This window comes from Streptomyces sp. NBC_00996 (genome assembly GCF_045162675.1).
Taxonomy (GTDB): Bacteria; Actinomycetota; Actinomycetes; order Streptomycetales; family Streptomycetaceae; genus Streptomyces.
Genome location: NZ_CP108723.1, coordinates 5,176,011 through 5,194,105 on the forward strand (window position 1 = coordinate 5,176,011; position 18,095 = coordinate 5,194,105).

Consider the following 18,095-nt stretch of genomic DNA (forward strand, 5'->3'; position numbering starts at 1 on the left):
GCGGTTCCCCGCGCCCCTGAACGGGGCTCGGGGAACCGCGCGACAAGCCCCCACCCTCCCGCAGCCGAAAGGCTGGTACGGGAATGGGCAGGGGCGGAGGGGGCGTAGAAACAACCGCTTACGCCGACGCCTCCGTCAGTTTGCTCAGCTCCCCGTCCGTCAGGACCAGGTCCGCCACCCCCAGCAGCGCCGGCAGTTGCTCGGGCGTCCGCGCCGAAGCAATCGGCGCCGCGACCGTCGGCTGGGCGGCCAGCCATGCGAGGGCGACCGTGGCGACCTCGGCGTCATGGGCCCGGGCGACCTCGTCGAGGGCGGCGAGCACGCGAAGCCCGCGCTCCGTCTCAAGGTGCTTGGCCGCGCCCTGGGCCCGCGCCGAGTCCACCGTCGCTCCCGGCCGGTACTTACCGGTGAGGAATCCGGAGGCGAGGGCGAAGTACGGGACGGCCGCCAGACCGGAACGGGACGCGATGTCGCGCAGCGCGCCCTCGTACGTATCGCGCGAGACGAGGTTGTAGTGCGGCTGGAGGGCGACGTACCGCGCGAGCCCCTCGCGGTCGGAGAACTCCAGGGACTCCCGGAGCCGCTCGGGCGAGATGTTGGACGCGGCGATGTGACGCACCTTGCCCGCCTTCACCAGCTCGTCGAGCGCGCCGAGGATCTCCTCGACCGGCACCTCGGGCTTGTCGAAGTGCGTGTAGTAGAGGTCGACGTAGTCGGTGCCCAGGCGGCGCAGGGACGCGTCGGCCGCGGCCTTGATGTTGGCGCCGGACAGCCCCGGAAACTCGGGGTGCTGGCTGACCTTGGTGGCGACCACGACATCCGAACGGTTGCCGCGCGCCTTGAGCCACTTGCCGATGATGGTCTCGGACTCGCCGCCCTTGTTGCCCTCGATCCACGCCGAGTACGAGTCGGCCGTGTCGAGGAAGTTGCCGCCGGCGGCCGCGTACGCGTCGAGCACGGAGAAGGACTGGGCCTCGTCGGCGGTCCAGCCGAACACGTTGCCGCCGAGGGAGAGCGGGAAGACCTCGAGGTCGGAGGAACCAAGCTTGCGCAGAGAAGTCATGCTCAACTTCAACACCCGTACCGGATGGGTGCATTCCACACGCGATTACCCGCCCGATCACCCGCACGCCCCGCACGACTGCGCACACGCCTGACCGGCAGCCCTGACGTCGGGGGGTTGTCGGTCAGGACCACCGGGGATCAGGAGAACGTACGTGTCAGGGGGTGAGGCCCTTGCCGCGCAGCCACGCCATCGGGTCGATCGCGTCGCCGCCGTCGGGGTGGACCTCCAGGTGCAGGTGCGGCCCGGTGACGTTGCCCGTCGCGCCCACGCGCCCGATCACGTCACCCGTGGCGACCTTCTGGCCCACGCTGACGCTGATCGACGACTGGTGGCAGAACCACAGCTCCGTACCGTCGTCGAGGGTGAGGATCGTACGGTAGCCGTACGCGCCGGCCCAGCCCGCCTCCGTGACGGTCGCGCTGTGGATCGCCTTGATCAGCGTGCCGGTGGGTGCGGCGAAGTCGAGGCCGGTGTGGTAGCCGGAGGACCACATGGAGCCGGCCTCGCCGAAGCGGGAGGTCAGCGTGTACGAGGAGGTGGGCAGCGAGTAGCTCTTGGCGAGCTCGGCGAGGCGCTTGGCCTCGGCGGCCTTCTTGGCCGCTTCGTCCGCCTGCTTCTTCGCGGCGGCGGCCTTGGCCTCGGCGTCGTCCTGCTGCTTGGCGGCGAGCGCGACGGCCTGCTTCGCGGCGGCGGTCTCGGCGGCGTCCTGGGCCGCGCTGTCGACCTGGTCCTGCTGCGACTCGGCCTGCTGCATGATGCGGGCGCGCAGTGCCTCGCCCGCGTCGGTGGTGCCCTGCGCGGAGTCGGCGCTGGTCAGACCGGCGCTGGTGAGCGGGGTGGCGGAGCCCTTCGGCGTGCTGGAGCCGCCGTCGGATATCAGAGCCTTGGCGGATTCGGTGACCGACGACAGGTCGGGCAGCGAGATCGACACCGGCGACTTGCCGGGCGCCGCGGTGGCCATGCCGCCCGCGCCGACGGCGGCGATGACGCCTACGCCGAGAACCGTGGAGCTGCGCGCGAGTCCTCCGCCGCGCTGCTTGCTGACGCGGTGCCGGCCGCGGACGGGACGGACGGAATCCTCAGTGGGATTCCACTCCTCCCAGGGACCCTCGTCGTTGCCGTACGCGTAGCCGAAGGGCTGTGTGTCGTCGGGCGCGAACGAGGTTTGCTGGGCAGGCCGGTTGGACGCCACGTGGGCGTGCTCCTTTCCTTCCTTCTCGCCTACCGGGTTAGCTGACGGGTTCGGAGCAGGAAGGTCTCCTACGCGCGTCCACCACGGTTTCTCCACCGTGAAAGACGCTCGATTCACCCCAAGTTGGTGGTTCCCCGGTTCCCTTGCGGAATTCGGCGCGTGCGCACGGAGCCGCCTCTTGTGACGGCTGGGACGACCGCGCTGCGTTATCGAACGTTAATAGACCCGGGTACCGGATTCCAAGCTGTTCGGACTGATCGTTAACGCTTTTGGCCAGGACTTTGGGGTCACCACCGGCCCAAATCGGGCGAGTTGACCACGCTCCATAAACATCGATTCAGTTGACGGTGTGTCAGTTGTTATGCGGAGGGGCACCGTCCGATCACCCCTCGTGACAACAATCAAGAACGCCGTACGGACGACTCACCGGGAAGCCGTGGAGGCGACTCCCAAGAACGCCGCACGGCAAGCAGCGCCATGTCGTCCGTCGTGCCGTCTCCTGTGTGCCTGCGGACTTCCTCGGCGAGGGCCGCCAGCAGGGCGTCCGGCCCGGGGAAGACGCGTCCCGCGAGGCGCGCGGCGGGATCGTAGAAGCCCCCGCGCCGGTCGCGGGCTTCGGACAGGCCATCGGTGTGGAGGAGCAGCGTCGCGCCCTGCGGGAACTTGGCCTGCATCGCCCGGTCGGGCCAGGTGCCCAACTCGCCCATGCCGAGCGGCAGCGCGGGATCCTCGGCGTCGAGTGAGACGAGCGTGCCGTCCGCGTGCAGCAGCAGCGGCGGCGGATGGCCGCGGTTGACGATCCGTACGACGTCCTCGCCGTGCGGGATCTCCGCGAGTACGGCCGTGGTGAACCCCTCGAAGGCATCGAGGCCCTCGCGCCGGGTGCCCTCGCGCGCCAGCGCCCGTTCCAGGCGCTGCGCGACCGCCTCCAGCGTCGCCTCCTGCTCGGCCGCCTCCCGGAACGCCCCGATGACGACGGCGACGGCGCCCACCGCGCCCATCCCCTTGCCGCGCACGTCGCCCACGACCAGCCGTACGCCGTGCGGGGAGTCCTGCACCGCGTACAGGTCGCCGCCGATGAACGCGTCCGCCTGCGCGGCCTCGTAGCGCGCCGCGACCTCGAGGCCGCCGATCCGCTCGTCGGGTTCCGGCAGCACGGCGCGCTGGGCGGACTCGGCGATCTCCCGGACCGTGGCGAGCCGTGCGTCGCTGCGGCGGACGAGGATGTTGATGACGACGGCCAGGACGCCGGCCGTCGCCACCGTCACCACTTCGGTGATCGAGTCGACGTCCAGGACGATGCCGAGCCTGATGTGGATCGCGAACACCGCGGTGATGGCCGCGAGGCCGGTGAGCACCGTGCCGCGCAGTGAGTAGAGGGGCGCGGCCACCAACGGCGCGGCCGTGAAGAGGGGGGCCGCGGTGAAGTCGGACGGCATGAAGTAGTCGTAGAAGGCCCCGCCGACGATGAGCAGTGCGGGAAGCGCCCGGACGAAGGCGCGCGCCTTCGAGATCCTGTGCCGGCCGGGTTCCGCGCGGCCGAGCCGCGGGGTGCTCCCGAGGCCGGGGGCGGGCATGGGGTCGCCGGACAGCCGTCCACCGGATTGGTCGTACGGGCCCTGGGCCCGCTGCTCGCCTGTTTGCTGCCCCACTCATCCAGGTTTCCCGGAGCGGAGGCAGGGGGCGACCCGTGTGGACCGACCGGGGGATGCGGAGAGGTGGGGGATGTGCGGAGCCGTGGTGACCGGCACGCACCAAGGGCCGGAACTCGTGAATCCGAGTTCCGGCCCTTGGCCTTCAGTAGCGGGGACAGGATTTGAACCTGCGACCTCTGGGTTATGAGCCCAGCGAGCTACCGAGCTGCTCCACCCCGCGTCGTTGAAACCAGTGTACGCCATCCGTAGGACCCGAAGCACACACGTTTAAACGCGCCCCCGTACGGGCCCCAGCGGCAGGTGTCGGCAGGATTTACCAAAGGTGCCGGTTGGGCTCCTTGGCGCGCTCCTCGTACTCCGGGAGTACGACCACGTCGGCGCCCTCGGCCACGAGGAGTCCGTTCCCGTCGGCCCCGGCGACGAACGTGTCGGGCTCCCGCCAGGCGGTGACCACCCGCCGTACCCCCGCGTCGAGAATCAGCCGGGCACACGGGGCGGGCCGGGAGGCTCGCCGGGCGCAGGGCTCCAGGCTGCTGTACACCGTGGCCGAGCCGAGGCGCGGATCGGTGGGGTCGATCTTGGCGAGCGCCGCCTCCTCGGCGTGCACCACGAAGTCGCCGCCCTCACGGGAGTACCCGCGCGCCAGCTCGGTCCCATCGGCGGCCACTACCACCGCGCCCACGCTGAACGCGGTCTCCGAGGGCGGGCACAACGCGGCCAGCTCGCAGGCGAGCGTCAGCCAGTGCCGGTCCGCGGCGGCGGCGAGCCGCCCGACGCCGGGCGCCGTGGGGACGTACCGGATGAGGACGACGTCCCCGACGGCCCGCGTCTCCATCAGCCGCATCCGCCCGGGGGGATACGCCCCGGGCCCGAACAGCCGCGGTGCGTCCGGCTCCCCGACGAAGAGCGGCGCGACGGCGAGCTGCAGTTCGTCCGCGAGCTCCTCCCGCATCAGCTGGGTGTGGACCCGTCCGCCCCCTTCGACCATGAGGCGCCGCACACCTCGTACGTCATGGAGGTGTTCCAGGAGCACACGCCAATCGAGCTCGGGACCGGTCGACACGATGTCGACGCCGAGCCCGTCGTCGAGTCCGCGCAGGGCGTCGGCCGCCCTCGCGGCGCCCTTGTCCGTCGTGTAGACGATCTTCTCGCCGCCCGTGTGCCAGAACTGGGCCGCCGGGTCGAGGTCGCCGGACCCGCTGACGGTCACCTTCAGCGGGTACTCGGGGCGGCCGGCGGCCACCCGGGCCGCGCGGCGCCTGGCCGAGTTGACCAGGAGCCGTGGATTGTCCGAGCGGATCGTGCCCGCGCCGACCAGGATCGCGTCGCTGGAAGCCCGCACCTCGTCGACCCGGTCGAAGTCGGCCGGGCCCGAGAGCAGCAGCCGCTCGGGGCCTGTGTCGTCCAGGAAGCCGTCGAGGGAGACGGCGGCGGACAACAGGACGTAGGGGTGGGGCATGGGGGCGCACCCTCCGGCTCGCGGTGGCCCGTACGGTTCACGGACTCACGATGGCTCGTACGGTTCACGGACTCACGATGGCCCGTACGGTTCACGGACTCAGGATGACTCGTACGGTTGACTCAAGGCCTGTGGTTCAACTTTTAAACAATACCTAGACTGGCGACATGACGACCCGCTGGCTCTCCCCCGCCGAACAGCGCGCCTGGCGCTCGTACGTCTCCGCCTCCTCGCTCCTGGAGGACGCGATCGACCGCCGACTCCAGGCGGAGGCGGGCATGCCCCACCTCTACTACTCCGTCCTGGCCATGCTGTCCGAGGCGCCGGACCGGCGGCTGCGGATGACCGAGCTCGCCGAGATATTGAAGATCACCCGCAGTCGGCTGACGTACGCGGTGACGCGGCTGGAGAACGACGGCGCGGTACGGCGCGAGGGCTGCCCCACCGACAAGCGAGGCCATGTCGCGGCCCTCACGGACGAGGGCATGGCCCTCCTGGAACGGGCGGCGCCGGGGCATGTGGAAACGGTGCGGTCGGCGGTCTTCGACCATCTGACCCCCGAGCAGGTGGGGCAGTTGGAGGAGATCTGCGGGAGCATCGCGCGGGCGATCCAAGGCGAGAATTCCGGGGTCGGTGGGGAAGATCTGCCGTGGCGGCGGCGTTCCTCCCCATCGTGAGGGACGCGAGGGGTGGGTAAAGTCCGTTGCTTGAACTTTAAAGCACATGTACTGTCTGCCTCCAGGGACGTGCTTCAAATCTGAAGCACTGTCCACGAACCCACTGGACCGGACCGGAGAGACAACATGCGCGATTACCCCACCGCCACCGTGCGCACCCGCGTCACGGTCCCCCTGCGCTTCGGCGACGGCTACTCGGTCGACGCGGAGCTGGTCACCTTCCACGGCCTCGCCGACGACAAGGAGCACCTGGCCGTCGTCCTCGGCGCGCCCGGGGCCGACCCGCTGGTGCGACTGCACTCCGAGTGCCTGACCGGTGACGTCTTCGGCTCGGCCCGCTGCGACTGCGGCCCGCAGCTGCGCGAGGCGGTGGAACAGATCGCGGAGCGGGGCGGGGTGCTGCTTTACCTGCGTCAGGAAGGCCGCGGCATCGGCCTCTACAACAAGCTCGACGCGTACGCCCTCCAGGACCAGGGCCTGGACACCTACGCCGCCAACGCCGCGCTGGGCCTGCCCGAGGACGACCGCGACTACACGGCCGCCGCCCAGATGCTCCAGGCCCTCGACATCGACTCCCTGGACCTGCTCTCCAACAACCCCGACAAGGCCGACCAGCTCCGCGACCTCGGCATCACGGTCTCCCACCGCGTGCCGACCGGCGTCTTCACCACGGACCACAACGTCCGCTATCTCCGCGCCAAGGTCCTCCAGACCCAGCACACCCTCCCCCTGCCGGAACTCACGGCGGGCTGACGCTCCCGGTCCGCCGATTGACTGCCCCGTTCGTCCCGGCCGAGGATCTGCCGAGAAGCCGACAGGTCCCGTCAGGAGGAGTGGCCCATGGAGGATGCAGCGACGCAGACCGGGGCGGAGGCCATCGCCCTGTTGCGCGAGCTCGGTGCGGAGCAGATCGACCATCCGGGGGGCACACTGCTGGCGCACCTGGTGCGGGTGCGGGACCGGCTGGCCCGCTGGGAGGCCAGGCCCACGCTCCAACTCGCCGGGCTCTGCCACGCGTTCTACGGCACCGACGGCTTCGCCACCGCCTTGCTCCCGACCGACCGCCGCGCCGAGCTCAGATCCGTCATCGGCGCCGAGGCCGAGGCCCAGGTCCACTTCTACGCGAGCTGCGACCGGACGGCCTCGTATCCGACCCTCGCGTCCCCGTCCCCCGCCTTCCGTGACCGCTTCACCGGCCGCACCTGGGCCCCCGCCCCGCCGCAGCTCCGCGACTTCGCCGAACTCACCGCCGCCAACGAACTCGACCTCGTGGACGAGAACCCGGACTGGCGAACCCGGTGGGGCCCCGGTCTGCTGACCCTCTTCACCGGCTTCCGCCCGCTCCTCAGCGACCACGCCTGGCGCGACTGCGAGAAATCCCTGCTCACCGCCTGAACAACGACAACAGCGCCCCGCCCGGCCGAAGCCGGGCGGGGCTGTGCGCGGTAGACCCTGTGGGACTCTGGGACTCGAACCCACAACCAATGGATCAAAAGTCCTGGCGTGATCTTGTTGGGTGGTTCCGGACGCTGCGCCGCGGTCCGGAACCACCTGGTCAGGGCAGGTGCTGCCACATGTCCAGTCCGCGCCGTAACGGTCCCTGCCACATCATCCGCTCACGCATCGCTCACGCACGGCGCGCCGCTGAGCAGCAGCTTTCGGGCGACAAGAGGACGACGCACCCTCGCCGCTCCAGCTTGTTCAGCAGCGACGGGGGAGGCTCGCAGGCGTTCCAGCACAGGTCCAACTTCTCCGGCGCAGGCATGTCGACGACCCAGTCCGGCAGTCGCACGAGGCGGTTGCTTCGCACATCGATGTGACCCAGTCGGGGCAGGTCGGCCGGCACTTCCGGCAGTTCGGCGAGGGCGTTCTCCCGCAGGTCCAAGTGGCGCAGTTCGCGAAGGTCAGCCATGAACGGCGGCAGGCTTTCGACCGCGTTGCCCCGGAGCCAGAGCTCGCGCAGGCTGTGCAGCCGGCCGATGCCGTCGGGCAGCATGGTCAGCCGGTTGTGCTGCGCCCGGAGTTCGATCAGGCCGACCATCCGGCAGACGGTCTCGGGCAGGGCGGTGAGAGCGGTCGACGCGCCTGTGCCGGTCCAGCCCATTCAGCGGCTATGACTTGGGACGCGCCCTGACCGCGAGCTACCGACCGCTTACGAGCAGGTATATGCATATCCCATCCGAAGCCGGGCAATTCAGGATGCGCCCGATGCGAAGGAAATGGCTGAGCAGTCAACCTCTGATGTTCCTCAAGTCAGCTCGACATGCACATGCAGGCTGCATAGAGTCACTTGACCACGAAATAGATCACCCTATTCCCATCACTGCACAACCCCCGGGAGAAGTTCCGGTATGTGCACAAGGACAGGCATACCCACGGGGATATCGACGGCCGCAGTCCTGACGGCCTGCGCGGCGGGGCCTGCGTCCGCAGACGACAGAGCGCACGCCGCCGCGGCGACCACAAAGAGGGCGGCCCAGCGGGGGCAACTTACGGCCGCCCGGACGGCGCTCGCCACTCTCAGCGAACTGACCACACGTGCAAGCCCAAGACATTCGCAGCAGCAGCGAAGACCACCGGCAAACCAGCCGCCAAGTTCACCTCCCTCTCCTGGCCCCAGGCGGTTAGCTCGAGCACGCAGGCATCCCTCAAGGTGTCGAATGCGGGTACACCGACATCACCGCCAACCTCCGCGAGATGCCCTACGGCCACCCCCCCCACCGGCCACTCAGCCTTCTCGACCTTGCCTGAGCTGGTTAAATTCAGGACCCCAGAGAATTTACAAAAGCATCACCAAACGATGATGTAAGCTTTACCTTCATGTTCCGGATTGGCGGTTTTAACCCCAGCATCGAACATGTTTTCATGTATCCGACTGGGGTGCGTGAGCCTCACGCGCCCCGCGTTGACCGAGGAACGGGGGAAGTCTTGTCGCGACCACCTGCGCTACCCGCAACCAGAAAGATAGACATCGTCCTCATGCATTTAAAAGGAGAACTGACCATCTCCGATGCAGCGAAACTCGCGGGCGTGTCAGAGCAGTCCATAGGGAACTGGAAGCGGAAATTCATCAGCGCCGGGAAAGAAGCACTCGAGCCTGCGACTCATGACGGCGATACCCAAGTAAGCGACAGAGAAAGACAGCTCCGCAAAGAGGTACACAATCTTAAAGCGGCACTTGGAGACGCCTTCTTGCAGCTCAGGGCCATTAAAGAAGCCACGCGGCGCGACATGGCGACAAGGCCATGGAACCCCCGATGACATATTGATGGCCTGAAAAGCACCTGATGGCTGGTCCCCTATACGGAGACCAGCCATCAGAAAAATCTGCACCGCTCTGTTGAGCCTAGTTGCTTCGCATGGTCATCCACAGCAAGACGACAAGTCCCGTCAGCAATGACAGGCCGACCATGCCGTACGCGAGCAGCATCGACAGGTTGTTTTCCATATCTTTTCCGCCCTCTTTTGAACTCACCGGCTGTCCCCCTTTCGTAATGCCATGACAGCCGATTCTAGCATCCCGCCGCAACGACACCGGAAGAACGGGATACGGCGGTCACGTAAAGTTTTCACGTAACCGCCGCATTCCGGCTCACCGGACCGAACGTGCTGCTGTCAGCAGGAGTGCTTGATGCTCTCGCCGATGCTGACACCGACGCTGGCACCGGCGGTGGCACTGCCGGCGATCGACAGCACGACCGTGACGGGGGTGGCCGGCGCCTGGCCGGCGGCCTGGATTTCCTCGGCGGACGCGTAGGAGGCGTAGCCCTCGATCAGTTCGTCAGTCATGTCTTCTCCTTGTGATTGCTGTTATGACAGCGCCGGTGGTACCGGCACTGTGTGCTGAAGGTCAGAGGTCAGCAGTGAGCGCCGACGGTGGCGGCGCTGGCGGCCAGCGAGGTGGAGAACGCGCCGGAGATGGCGATGGTGACGGGGGTGGCCGGGGCCTCTCCCGTGGCGGTCACCAGTTCGTCGGCCTCGGCGTATGCGGCGTAGCCGGAGATGAGGTCCTGAGTCATGATCGTTTCCCCTCGTGTGTGAAAGAAGTGTGTGGCAGCGGTAATCCCCGTTACTGGCCCTGCGGGCAGTGCGGCCGCACATCGCGAAGACAAGGAAATCGTCCGTGCGGCCACACTGCCTCACCGCATCCTGCGCGGTGTTCTGCCAGTCGGGGGAAACCGGCCGGGACATACGCTGCCATGCCCGTTCAGGTGTTCCAAGAGGCGCAAGAAACGGGTAACTTTCCCTGCTTTCGTGCTCCGTCGCCTGTAATTCCGCCCCCGCAGTCCCGGCGGGGCAAAGTTAAGAAAGTTCCGGCTCTGCCTGCTGGCCGCCCTGGTTGATACCGACGTTTTGCCCGACGTCGAGCAGGTTCTCCAGTCCGATCGGGTCGAAGTTCAGCACTTCCGGCAGGCTGCTGATCCCCGAGATCAGCGAGATGAATCCCAGTTCCGACTGTTCCGAGACCATCTTCGTGGCCGCGTTGGCCTTGGCCAGGTAGTCCTCCTTGTTCCGCTTCGGGTCGTAGAAGTAGCGGACGTAGGCCAGGATGTCCTTGGCTATCTGCCGGTAGACGTTCTCGAACTTCTCCATCGCGGGCGGTTCCGCTTCCGGAGTGGCCAGAGATGCCAGGAGGGCCTTTGCGGCCAGCCACGCCCCGGACGTGGCCAGCCAGACCCCCGAGGAGAACAACGGGTCGACGAACACCGCCGCGTCACCGATGGCCATCCAGCCGGGCCCGTGAAAGGCATCGGAGGCGTAGGACCAGTCACGGCCGGTACGCAGGCCCTCCTTGCGGACACCGTCCTTGAGGAGATCCTTCAGCACCTGAGTGGTGGACAGACGCTGCTCGAAGATCTCAGCGGGCGTCGAGTTCTTCGTCGCGGTCGCGTACACCTCGGTGTGCATGACCATGCCGACGCTCATCTCGAATTCGGAGACCGGGATGCTCCAGAACCATCCGTCGTCGAACGCCTCGACCATGATGTGGGAGTGCAGGTCTCCGGGCAGGGGCGCGAAGGGACTGTAGTAGGACCAGATGGCGACCGAGTTGAGGTCGTCCGCGCGCTGGACGGGGGTCAGTAGCCGGGCCAGGGCACGGGCCTGGCCGGAGGCGTCGATGGTGTAGCGGGCCGTGGTCGTGCGCTCCGCCCCCGATGCGTCGCGCCACTGCACGCCGGTGACGGTTCCTTCGCCGGTGCGCAGCGCCGCGGTGAGGGTGGCCCCGTAGATGATCTCGGCACCGAGGTCTGCGGCGCGGTTGGCGAGCAGGGCGTCGAATTCGGCGCGGCGCACGTGCCAGGAGTACTCGTAGGGGCCGGCATCGCGGAACTTGGTGGACCACGGGGTGGGATCGTTGCCCCAGACCAGGGTGAGGCCGTACTTCTTGGGGAACCCCATGTTGTCGAGTTCTTCTCTCAGCCCCAGTTCCTCCATGACCGGGAGCATGCCGGTGATCAGCGATTCGCCGATGTGATAGCGGGGGAAGACCTCCTTCTCCAGCACGGTGACGCGGTGTCCTTCGCGGGCCAGAAGTCCGGCCGCGACGGCGCCGGCCGGTCCGGCGCCGATGATGAGGACGTCGGTGTCTGTGGTACGGGTGGCCATGTCGCTGGTCTTTCTTTCAGTGGGCCGGGATGACGGGGGTGACCGGTGAGCTGAGGTTGCGGGCGGGGTTGAGCGGGTCGATGGAGGCGTCGTTGAACATCGCCACGATGCGTCCCGTCCGGCTCTGGCCGTCCGTTGTCGTCGCGTGTGTCACCAGGGCCTCGGCAAGAACACGGCAGCGGTGCTGCCCGAAGCTGAGACGTTCGCGGCCGGGCCGCTTGTCGGCGGGTTCGAACGCCACGCCCACCGACGCGGTCAGGGAGTGTGTGAAGGCGGAGGTGCCCTCTGCGAGGTTTCCGCCGCTCTCCAGCAACTGGGCCAGTTCACGCGCCGCGCTCCACGAGACGCGGGGCAGATAGACCACGACGGCGTCGGTACGCGGGTACAGGTCGCGACTGGAGGACGCTTTGGCCTGCCAGGGGAGCCCGCGGTCCTCCAGGTAGGTGGCGGCCCGTGCCAGCAGTGCGGGGCCGTGGTCGGGGTCGGCCACGTGGGCGTACAGGCGCAGCACTCCGCCGGTCCGGGTCGGCATGGGAGTCGTGCAGGAGGTGAGGAAGAAGAACCCCGGCGACAGGGACGGTCTGGCCCAGCTCAGTCGAAGATACGTTTTCTCGCCGTCGCGGGTGAGGCTGTCCGGGGCGACCGCGACACGGATCGAGTCGAGGGCGACGATGGTGTGCTCGCCGCCCTCGTGAGCGACACTCACCTCACGGCGGCTGTTCCTGTCGCCCACCGTCTCATAGAAGGCGCGGTCGAACTCCGGGTCGGAGAAGGTGCGCGGGGTGAGGTCCTTGCGCTGGTCCAGACGGGCGTGTGCGGACTTGTACAGGAGTGCGGCGAGCTCCGAGGCGACTTTCTGGGAGCTGCCGGTGAGGGTCTCCTTCTGCCAGAGGGCGCTGACGTCACCGTCGTCCGTCGCTGTGACGGTGACCTGGTCGGCCAGTCGGGCGACGGCCGGAGCGAGTTGGGCATCAAGCAGCATGGGCAGGGGTCCTTAGTCCGATGGTGTCCAGGAACTGCCGCGGGCTGAGGAGCAGGGAGCGTCCGATCCCCGCGGCGGCGCGGGGCACGGCCTCCAGGATCTGCTTCTGCCGGGCGATGGAGATCATCCGGTCGATCATGTGCCATCCGGCGTAGCGGGCGGCGCGCACGGCGAGCTCCTCGTGGAGGGATGCGTCGAGGTCGACGTGTTCCAGGTAGGCGGAGAAGAACGCCTGGGTACGGGGGGCGAAGCGGTCGACCTCCGCCGCTCCGGTGGCGACGATCTCCTGATGGGTGGGGACGTGTCCCACGACCCTTGACTCGTTGAGGACGGTGGGGATGCGGTTGACGGCGTGGTAGAGCCATTCCCCGGCGAAGGCACCCAGGTCGCGGGCGGGATCGCCCAGACGGGACTCCTCGGCGTCGGTCAGGAACAGCTCGCCGCCGCTGATGAGGAACTGGTCCAGGCGCAGGTCGCCGTGGACGGGAACCCACTGGCCGAGGGTGGGGTTGTCGGCGGTCCTCATGGCGGTGACGGCCTCAAGGACGTCCGGGTCGTTGTGAAGCAGTTTCCACATGTGCAGTTCGGCTCCCGACTGCCGCAGGTAGCCCGGCAAGGTCAGGGCGTTCATCGGGCCGAGCGGTGGCAACGGATGGTCGGAGGTGTCGAAGCTGTCCGGGGCGAGGCGGTGGGTGTCGGCGATCAGACGGGCGGCCCTGACGCACCACTTGGTGTCGAAGTCCTGGTGGCCGTCCTGTGATTCGGTGAACAGTTCCAGCAGGGACTGCGGGTCGTCGAGGAGTTCGAAGACCACGGTCGCCGTCCGCTCGTCGTGCCCGAGGATCTTCGGGGTGGCGATACCGGCCCGCAGGGCGCATTCGGTGAAGGTGAGCGTGCGCTGCAGCCTCTCCTGGCGGCCGGGCGGATCGAATGTCTTGACGAAGACGCGGTCGCCTCGGTCCGTGGTCCCCATCCAGGACTCGTTGCGCCCGAAAGGCGAGGTGACGGTGTCGGCCACGAACTTCCCGAGCCCCGTGCGCTCCAGAAGGGCGTTGACCTCAGGGTGCCGGCCGAGGTCGGCCGGCTCGAACCGTATGTGGTCGGAGCTTGATTGGCTGTCCATGGTCGCTGGACGCTAGGACCCCGCGGCACGGGGTGGCAACGCCGCAAACATGGTGATTGTTTGGCACGGTCCCCAAGTTTGTGCTGGTCGGCGGCGCCAGACGTGGGCCGCCGCGGCAAGAAACCGTTGAATGGTGCACGCGGTTGTCCCTAGTCTCACGGCCCGTGACTGCTACAGACGACACGATCCGGCACGCGGCGCTGTCCAACGGGCTGCGTATCGTCGCGCAGCGTCTTCCCGGGCAGGGAGCCGTCGGTGTGGCGGTGAACTACCGCGCCGGGTTCCGCAGCGAACCCGAGAGACGCTCGGGCATGGCACACCTCTTCGAGCACCTGATGTTCCAGGGCTCCACCACCATCGGCGCGGGCGGGCACTTCGGCTATGTCCAGCGGCTGGGCGGCACGGTGTCCGGCAACACCTTCACCGATGTCAGCGACTTCCACCAGTTGGTCCCGGCCGGATGCGAGCGGCGCGTCCTGGAGATGGAAGCCGACCGCATGCAGAACCTGATCATCGATCAGAACCGGCTGGACGTACAGCGCCGTGTCGTCCTGGAAGAGATCAACCTCAAGGTCAAGGGCAGCCCCTACGGCGGCTTTCCCTGGACGGTGCTGCCGCAGGCGATCTACTCGGCCTGGCCCAACGCCCACAACGGATACGGCGACGAAGCCGACCTGATGGAGATCACCGTCCAGGAGTGCCGCGACTTCTACGCGGCCATGTACGCCCCGGGGAACGCCGTGGTCGCCGTCGCCGGCGACATCGACCCGGACCGAGTCGTCCAGGACGCGGCGGAGATCTTCGGCGTGCTGGACGACCGGGGCAATCCGAAACTGCCGCCGCTCACGGAGGATCCGGACTCCCCCGCCCGTACTCGTCATCACCGTGACGTTCTCGCGCCGCGTCCGGCGCTGGCTCTGGGACGGCCCCTGCCCGCCCCGTCCGAGATCGACGCCTACGCCGGCTTCGTCGTGGCGTCGATGTGGCTGACCGGCAACGACCACAGCCGGCTCCGGCGGTCCCTGGACAGCCGGGGCATCCCCTGCGCCTCGGTGTGCGGCCTGTTCGGCCCGTGGCTGGCCGTGGACCCGGACACCTTCACGTTCGTCGCCCACCACGACCCGGGCCAACGGGACGCTGTCATCGAGGCGTTCGACGAGGCGTGCAGCCACCTCGCCGTCACCGGCAGCGACGGGATCGACCCGGCCAGGAGCCAGACCTACGTCTCCCTGCTGGCGCAGCAGGACTCCGCCCTGAACGAGGCCCGCGCCCTGGCCCGCTCCACTCTGCTGTTCGAGGATCCCGGCCTGATCCGCCGTGCCATGCTCGCCACCGCCACCGTGCCGGTCGCCCATGTCCACTCCGCCGCACAGCAGCTGATGAGCCATCAGGGCAGAGGTTACGCGGAGCTCACCCCCGCAGGAGAAGCATGACCGGCACACTCGTGGCCCAGCCCCATGTCCTTCAGACCCGCTCCAGGAACGGCGCGGAGATCCACGTGGCCCCCCTGGCCACCGCCCCTCTGGTCCGGGTCCATCTCGCCTGGCGCAGCGACACACCGACCTTGCCCGACCTCGCCCGGGCCGAGGTGTTCCAGGCGCACTGGCTGACCACGGCGAAAGTCACCGCCCTGCAGCGGCTCGGCGGAACAGTGCAGGTCGCGCGCAGCCAGCACTGGCTCAGCTTCGCCGCCATGGCACCGAGCACCCTGGTCCAGGAGACCATCGACACCGTGTGCTCGGCCGCCGCATCCGTGCAGGCCGGCGACGACGAGCTGCGCCAGGCCACGGACAGGGCTCGCCGACAGGCACGCAGCACGGCCGCACGCCCCGCCGCCATCAGCACCGAACTCGTCACCCTGGCCGCCCTGGGACACGTACCCCCCGCGCTGTCCACCCAGCTCACCGGCCCCATGTGGGACGCCCCCACCGAGCAGGACATCGCCTCCTTCGCACCTCGCCACAGCACGGGATCCCCAGCCCACTTGGTGATATGCGGAGACATAACGCCCGACCGGACCCTGGAACTGGCGTGCACCGCCATGGACCCACTGCCCGCCGGAACCCACCGACCCACGCCTTTGCTTCCCGGACCGGTGAACGGGGACGGCGCACGCCAGGAACACACCCGGCCCGGCTGGTCCGTCGCCCATCTGCGCTACGCCTACAACGGTCTGGACAGGAGCCATCCCCTCTTCCCCGCGTCGCTGTTGGCCACGGCCGCGCTCGGCTACTTCTCCGGCCGCATCAACAGCCGGGTCCGCGAACGGCTCGGACTCGCCTACCGCACCGACGCCTCGGTCGGCCAGTACCTCGACCACGACATGGTCTTCGTCGAGGCCGACGTCGCTCCCGGCCACGCCGACACCGCAGACACGGAGATCACCTCGATCGTGGACACCTTCACCGAGCGGGGCATCGAAGACGCCGAGCTCGATGACGTCATCTCCTTCGTCACCGGCCAGTACGCCCTCGCCCTGTCCTCCCAGACCGGCCTCGCCGCCTCCCTGCTGTCCTACGCCACCTCGGGGCTGGGCGTCCCCGAGATATCCGGCCTGCCTCGCGAGATCAGCGGGACCACAGCCGCACAGGTGACAGAAGCGGCACGTCTCGTCTACGGCGCGGGACCCGCCGCCCACGTCGTCGTCCGCCCGGCGATCCCCGAGGAAGGCTGAGCACGTTGAACCATCCACCCATCGCCCTCGATGGCGTCACCATGTCCTACGGGCACCAGCAGGTACTCAAGGGGCTGGACCTGACCGTCGAGGAAGGCCAGTTGTTCGTGCTGCTCGGGCCCAACGGGGCGGGCAAGACCACCACCATCGAGATCATGGAAGGCTACGTCAAGCCGGCCTCGGGAACGGTTCGCGTCCTGGGCAGCAACCCGCTGACCGCGGACGACGCCTGGCGCGACCAGGTCGGCATCGTCATGCAGTCCTGGGCCGACCACGCCACCTGGCGGCTGGACACCCTGCTGAACGACATCGCCGCCTACTACAGCAACCCCTACCCCACGACCGAACTGCTGGAGCTGGTCGGGCTGGAGCAACAGCGCCGCCGCAGGCTCAACCAGCTCTCCGGCGGGCAGCGCCGCCGCATGGACGTCGCCCTCGGCCTCATCGGTCACCCGCGGGTGCTGTTCCTCGACGAACCGACCGCCGGCTTCGACCCCGAGGCCCGCGCCGACTTCCAGAAAATGATCACCGGGCTGAAGAGCCAGGGCGTGACCATCGTGCTCACCACACACGACCTGACCGAAGCCGAACGCCTCGCCGACCGCATCGGCATCCTGCTGGGCGGCGTCATCCACATCGACTCCACCCCCGATCAGCTCGTCACGGCGATCGGGCAGCGCACCCAGGTGTCATGGACCGCCCCCGACGGGACCAGGCGAATGGAACTGACCGACGACCCGGACACCTTCGTCCACGAGTTGATGACCGCCCACGGCGGCCCGCTGACCGGGCTGCGCATCGACCGGCCGTCCCTGGAAGAGATCTACATGAGCATCGTGGAGGCCGCCCGGTGACCATCACCCGCCTGGCATGGAACAAGGCCGCCGTCGACCTGAAGATGACGTTCACGTCGCCCAAGGACCTCTTCAACATCTTCGTCTTCGTCATCCTGATGATCGCGGCCGGATTCGCTCAGTGGAACCATCGCACCATCGTGCTCCTCGGCGGAATGAGCCTCATGCCCGCCGTCGGCGCGATGCTGTCCATCCCGTCCCTGATCGCCCTGGAGAAGACCGACGGAACGATCCTGCGGCGCAAGAACATCCCCCGGGGCATCCCTGCCTACGTCGCGGCCAGAATCATCTACAGCACCGTGACGTCGTTCGTGTCCATGCTGCCCCTGCTGATCGTGGTCTTCGCCACCAGCGCGGATCTCCCCGCCGGCACCCTGGACGTCGTCCTCGCCGTGATCGTCATCATGACCGGCGGCGCCGCACTGGTCCCCCTGGGCATCGCCGTCGGCGCGCTCCTGCCCAACCCTCGCGAAGCGGTCGCGATGGTCTCCTTCCCGTTCATGATGATCGCCGGGATCTCAGGGGTCCTCACCCCCAACCAGGGGCTTCCGAACTGGCTGAACTACATCGCCGACATCTTCCCCCTCGCCTGGATGACCCGGGGCACACGCGACGCCTTCGCCGGGCACCTGCACACTTTCCCCGCCTGGATCTTCGTCCTCGTGTGCGCCGCGTGGCTGGCCGCCGGATCGCTGTTGGCCGTCCCCCTGATGCGCACCATGGTCCGCAAGCAGACCGGCGCCTCTCTGATAAGGCGCAAGGACAAGGCGACCGTCGCCTGACCGCCTCCCTTTCCGTCCGCACCA

General features: G+C 68.2%; 19 protein-coding genes, 1 tRNA gene and 1 riboswitch. Of the genes, 8 read left to right on the forward strand and 12 right to left on the reverse strand.

The features are described 5' to 3' along the window. Positions 1-118: 118 nt before the first annotated feature. From OG390_RS24350 to OG390_RS24370, 5 genes are all read right to left on the reverse strand, one after another. Positions 119-1,063: an aldo/keto reductase gene (locus OG390_RS24350; protein ID WP_406171019.1), complete on the reverse strand. Its 945-nt coding sequence runs from the start codon at positions 1,061-1,063 to the stop codon at positions 119-121. Positions 1,064-1,220: 157 nt separating this feature from the next. Then, complete coding sequence (locus OG390_RS24355) at positions 1,221-2,258, reverse strand: M23 family metallopeptidase (protein ID WP_406171020.1); 1,038 nt, start codon at positions 2,256-2,258, stop codon at positions 1,221-1,223. A gap of 11 nt (positions 2,259-2,269) precedes the next feature. After that, positions 2,270-2,426: riboswitch (cyclic di-AMP (ydaO/yuaA leader) on the reverse strand. A 233-nt stretch (positions 2,427-2,659) separates the two neighbouring features. After that, positions 2,660-3,835, reverse strand: a complete 1,176-nt coding sequence (locus OG390_RS24360) for a PP2C family protein-serine/threonine phosphatase (RefSeq protein ID WP_406177834.1) — start codon at positions 3,833-3,835, stop codon at positions 2,660-2,662. Between the two features lie 224 nt (positions 3,836-4,059). Next, positions 4,060-4,133: transfer RNA gene (locus OG390_RS24365), tRNA-Met, on the reverse strand. Between the two features lie 93 nt (positions 4,134-4,226). After that, the gene (locus tag OG390_RS24370) at positions 4,227-5,372 is read right to left on the reverse strand and encodes a dihydrofolate reductase family protein (protein WP_406171022.1); all 1,146 of its coding nucleotides are present in this window, start codon (positions 5,370-5,372) and stop codon (positions 4,227-4,229) included. A 167-nt stretch (positions 5,373-5,539) separates the two neighbouring features. Between OG390_RS24370 and OG390_RS24375 the strand changes: the two genes are divergently transcribed. The 3 genes from OG390_RS24375 (at position 5,540) to OG390_RS24385 (ending at position 7,444) form a co-directional block, all read left to right on the forward strand. Then, positions 5,540-6,049, forward strand: coding sequence for a MarR family winged helix-turn-helix transcriptional regulator (locus OG390_RS24375; protein ID WP_406171024.1), 510 nt, complete (start codon positions 5,540-5,542; stop codon positions 6,047-6,049). Positions 6,050-6,175: 126 nt separating this feature from the next. Further along, the gene (gene ribA, locus OG390_RS24380) at positions 6,176-6,802 is read left to right on the forward strand and encodes a GTP cyclohydrolase II (RefSeq protein WP_406171026.1); all 627 of its coding nucleotides are present in this window, start codon (positions 6,176-6,178) and stop codon (positions 6,800-6,802) included. An 87-nt stretch (positions 6,803-6,889) separates the two neighbouring features. Then, positions 6,890-7,444, forward strand: a complete 555-nt coding sequence (locus tag OG390_RS24385) for a DUF6817 domain-containing protein (RefSeq protein ID WP_406171028.1) — start codon at positions 6,890-6,892, stop codon at positions 7,442-7,444. A 232-nt stretch (positions 7,445-7,676) separates the two neighbouring features. On the opposite strand, the gene OG390_RS24390 is transcribed toward OG390_RS24385, so the two are convergent. Next, positions 7,677-8,090 carry a leucine-rich repeat domain-containing protein gene (locus tag OG390_RS24390; protein WP_406171030.1) on the reverse strand — a complete coding sequence of 138 codons (414 nt, stop codon included), beginning with the start codon at positions 8,088-8,090 and terminating at the stop codon, positions 7,677-7,679. A gap of 779 nt (positions 8,091-8,869) precedes the next feature. Between OG390_RS24390 and OG390_RS24395 the strand changes: the two genes are divergently transcribed. Continuing rightward, positions 8,870-9,310: a transposase gene (locus tag OG390_RS24395; RefSeq protein ID WP_406171032.1), complete on the forward strand. Its 441-nt coding sequence runs from the start codon at positions 8,870-8,872 to the stop codon at positions 9,308-9,310. A gap of 85 nt (positions 9,311-9,395) precedes the next feature. Here the strand turns inward: OG390_RS24395 and OG390_RS24400 are convergent, their stop codons facing one another. The 6 genes from OG390_RS24400 to lxmK all read right to left on the reverse strand — a co-directional run bounded on the left by OG390_RS24400 (position 9,396) and on the right by lxmK (position 13,761). Next, a complete protein-coding gene (locus OG390_RS24400; RefSeq protein ID WP_406171034.1) occupies positions 9,396-9,524 on the reverse strand; it encodes a hypothetical protein in 129 nt (42 codons plus the stop codon). 140 nt (positions 9,525-9,664) lie between these two features. Continuing rightward, the gene (locus OG390_RS24405) at positions 9,665-9,838 is read right to left on the reverse strand and encodes an LxmA leader domain family RiPP (RefSeq protein ID WP_404204785.1); all 174 of its coding nucleotides are present in this window, start codon (positions 9,836-9,838) and stop codon (positions 9,665-9,667) included. A 68-nt stretch (positions 9,839-9,906) separates the two neighbouring features. Next, positions 9,907-10,068, reverse strand: coding sequence for an LxmA leader domain family RiPP (locus OG390_RS24410; protein WP_266797768.1), 162 nt, complete (start codon positions 10,066-10,068; stop codon positions 9,907-9,909). 283 nt (positions 10,069-10,351) lie between these two features. Beyond that, complete coding sequence (locus OG390_RS24415; protein WP_406171037.1) at positions 10,352-11,656, reverse strand: NAD(P)/FAD-dependent oxidoreductase; 1,305 nt, start codon at positions 11,654-11,656, stop codon at positions 10,352-10,354. A gap of 16 nt (positions 11,657-11,672) precedes the next feature. Further along, positions 11,673-12,638 (reverse strand): T3SS effector HopA1 family protein, encoded by a 966-nt coding sequence (locus OG390_RS24420; RefSeq protein ID WP_406171038.1) that lies wholly within the window; start codon positions 12,636-12,638, stop codon positions 11,673-11,675. Continuing rightward, positions 12,628-13,761, reverse strand: coding sequence for a class V lanthionine synthetase subunit LxmK (lxmK, locus tag OG390_RS24425; RefSeq protein WP_406171040.1), 1,134 nt, complete (start codon positions 13,759-13,761; stop codon positions 12,628-12,630). The genes OG390_RS24420 and lxmK overlap by 11 nt, the downstream gene beginning before the upstream one ends. A 164-nt stretch (positions 13,762-13,925) precedes the next feature. On the opposite strand from lxmK, the gene OG390_RS24430 reads away from it, so the two are divergent. Genes OG390_RS24430 through OG390_RS24445 form a run of 4 tightly spaced genes read left to right on the forward strand, consistent with a single transcriptional unit; the run spans position 13,926 to position 18,071 of the window. Continuing rightward, the gene (locus tag OG390_RS24430; RefSeq protein WP_406171042.1) at positions 13,926-15,194 is read left to right on the forward strand and encodes a M16 family metallopeptidase; all 1,269 of its coding nucleotides are present in this window, start codon (positions 13,926-13,928) and stop codon (positions 15,192-15,194) included. After that, complete coding sequence (locus tag OG390_RS24435) at positions 15,191-16,435, forward strand: M16 family metallopeptidase (protein ID WP_406171044.1); 1,245 nt, start codon at positions 15,191-15,193, stop codon at positions 16,433-16,435. Before OG390_RS24430 ends, OG390_RS24435 begins: the two co-directional genes overlap by 4 nt. A 5-nt stretch (positions 16,436-16,440) precedes the next feature. Beyond that, positions 16,441-17,289, forward strand: coding sequence for an ABC transporter ATP-binding protein (locus OG390_RS24440; RefSeq protein ID WP_406171046.1), 849 nt, complete (start codon positions 16,441-16,443; stop codon positions 17,287-17,289). Beyond that, the gene (locus tag OG390_RS24445) at positions 17,286-18,071 is read left to right on the forward strand and encodes an ABC transporter permease (protein ID WP_406171048.1); all 786 of its coding nucleotides are present in this window, start codon (positions 17,286-17,288) and stop codon (positions 18,069-18,071) included. The genes OG390_RS24440 and OG390_RS24445 overlap by 4 nt, the downstream gene beginning before the upstream one ends. Positions 18,072-18,095 lie beyond the last annotated feature (24 nt).

Coding starts and splice junctions, on each gene's coding strand:
- OG390_RS24350 (WP_406171019.1), bottom strand. CDS start 1,063: ATGACTTCTCTGCGCAAGCTTGGTTCCTCCGACCTCGAGGTCTTCCCG.
- OG390_RS24360 (WP_406177834.1), bottom strand. CDS start 3,835: ATGCCCGCCCCCGGCCTCGGGAGCACCCCGCGGCTCGGCCGCGCGGAA.
- OG390_RS24370 (WP_406171022.1), bottom strand. CDS start 5,372: ATGCCCCACCCCTACGTCCTGTTGTCCGCCGCCGTCTCCCTCGACGGC.
- OG390_RS24375 (WP_406171024.1), top strand. CDS start 5,540: ATGACGACCCGCTGGCTCTCCCCCGCCGAACAGCGCGCCTGGCGCTCG.
- ribA (WP_406171026.1), top strand. CDS start 6,176: ATGCGCGATTACCCCACCGCCACCGTGCGCACCCGCGTCACGGTCCCC.
- OG390_RS24385 (WP_406171028.1), top strand. CDS start 6,890: ATGGAGGATGCAGCGACGCAGACCGGGGCGGAGGCCATCGCCCTGTTG.
- OG390_RS24390 (WP_406171030.1), bottom strand. CDS start 8,090: ATGGTCGGCCTGATCGAACTCCGGGCGCAGCACAACCGGCTGACCATG.
- OG390_RS24395 (WP_406171032.1), top strand. CDS start 8,870: ATGTTCCGGATTGGCGGTTTTAACCCCAGCATCGAACATGTTTTCATG.
- OG390_RS24405 (WP_404204785.1), bottom strand. CDS start 9,838: ATGACTGACGAACTGATCGAGGGCTACGCCTCCTACGCGTCCGCCGAG.
- OG390_RS24410 (WP_266797768.1), bottom strand. CDS start 10,068: ATGACTCAGGACCTCATCTCCGGCTACGCCGCATACGCCGAGGCCGAC.
- OG390_RS24415 (WP_406171037.1), bottom strand. CDS start 11,656: ATGGCCACCCGTACCACAGACACCGACGTCCTCATCATCGGCGCCGGA.
- OG390_RS24420 (WP_406171038.1), bottom strand. CDS start 12,638: ATGCTGCTTGATGCCCAACTCGCTCCGGCCGTCGCCCGACTGGCCGAC.
- lxmK (WP_406171040.1), bottom strand. CDS start 13,761: ATGGACAGCCAATCAAGCTCCGACCACATACGGTTCGAGCCGGCCGAC.
- OG390_RS24435 (WP_406171044.1), top strand. CDS start 15,191: ATGACCGGCACACTCGTGGCCCAGCCCCATGTCCTTCAGACCCGCTCC.